Below are 1,842 nucleotides of genomic sequence, written 5' to 3' on the forward strand. Positions count from 1 at the left end.
CACCAAATCCAACAACTATACAAATACTCCAATCAGCATTACAGGCATTAAATGATTTATTAATAACAGTACAACCAAATACACCAAATAGAAATTTAGTTATAAGAACTATAAATCAATTAATTAATTCCTTACCTACTGCATCCCTCACTCAAATCTCAGCATTATTCCAATTTCTATTCCAAAGCTTGTCTTCACTTATAAGTTGTTCAAATATATCGGACCCCTTATTACAGCAAACATTCAACTTAATTTTACAAGGAATCTTAAATAGTTCGCTATTAAGTAACATCGGAACACCGGGGCCGACTGGAGCCACTGGACCTAGAGGATTTCCTGGACCTAGAGGCGCTCAGGGTTCTCAAGGTGTGCAAGGAATTCAGGGGCCGGAAGGACCGGAAGGACCTCAAGGCGTACCAGGGATTCAGGGGCCGGAAGGACCACCGGGACCTCAAGGACTTCAAGGCGTACAAGGGATTCAAGGGCCTCCGGGACCACCGGGACCTACTGGTTCAGGGACCGGAATGGGAATTCCCGGACCACCGGGACCCACTGGACCTCAAGGTGTACAAGGAATTCAAGGACCTGAAGGGCCGGAAGGACCACCGGGACCTACTGGACCTCAAGGTGTGCAAGGGATTCAAGGACCTGAAGGACCACCAGGACCTACTGGAGATTGTGATTGTCCACCGGGACCGACTGGACCGACCGGACCGACCGGGCCAACCGGACCTGCATGTAATTTCCTAGTATATGCTACAAATGCAGGACTCATAGATGACCCTACAAATGATACAGTATCTGTAATTAACACCGGAACAAATATAGTAGTTGATACAATTACTGTAGGTAATGCACCACTTGAAGTAACAGTTTCACCAAATGGAGCTCGTGCTTATGTTACTAATATTTTTTCTAATACCGTTTCCGTTATTGATACTGCTACGAATACTGTTATCGCTACCATTCCTGTTGGAACTAATCCAATAGGTGTAGCTGTTTCTCCAAATAACACAACTGTTTATGTTGGAAATCATGGTAATAATACGGTTTCTGTCATTAATGCGGCAACAAACACAGTTATTAATACTATTCCTGTTGGCATCGCTCCACAAGGGATTACTGTTTCCCCAAATGGTGCCTTTGCATATGTTGCAAACGAATTAAGCAACACAATTTCTGTCATTAATACTGCTACCAACACAGTTATTGCTACCATCCCTGTTGGCATTCGTCCTAGAATAATCGTGTTTACACTAGATGGTACTCGTGCGTATGTCACGAATCAAAACAGCAATACAGTTTCTGTTATTAACACCGCTACCAATGCAGTTATTAATACAATTAACGTAGGTACCGAACCTGTTGGTATAGATATTACACCGGGTGGAAACCTTATTTACGTTGTAAATAAGGTTAGCAATAATGTATCGGTAATAAATGTTGCGACAAATACTGTGATTGATACAATTTCTGTTGGTTTATCCCCTGATCAAGTAACCATCATACCTGATGGCACTCGAGCATATGTTACAAATCAAGCTAGTAATACTGTTTCCGTTATTGATATTGCTACGAATACTGTTATCACTAATGTCCCAGTAGGTGTCGCTCCAACCGGAATAGCTACTGGAACTATTTGTGAATAAAATAAAGAAGTGAAAGCCACAGATAGTTTTTATTAACATTGATAGTATGTGATATTCTTTCTTTAACTACGTTCAAACAACCAGGATAAACCTTTATATTCTGTTAATATTCTTTTCTGTTTTGTCTTACAGAACCTGCAGAGCAGCTAGCTGTTGTTAGCTGCTCTCTTTCTATAAAACCCAAATCACATAC

The 1,842-nt window shown here is 41.3% G+C and carries 1 protein-coding gene; it reads left to right on the forward strand.

What is annotated here, in order from left to right:
* Window positions 1-1,649, forward strand: a 1,649-nt coding sequence (locus tag ABWK52_RS28740; protein ID WP_353772346.1) for a beta-propeller fold lactonase family protein, incomplete at its 5' end; no start/stop codon positions are given.
* Window positions 1,650-1,842 lie beyond the last annotated feature (193 nt).

The sequence above is a fragment of the Bacillus sp. AP50 genome, assembly GCF_040492675.1.
Taxonomy (GTDB): domain Bacteria; phylum Bacillota; class Bacilli; order Bacillales; family Bacillaceae_G; genus Bacillus_A; species Bacillus_A cereus.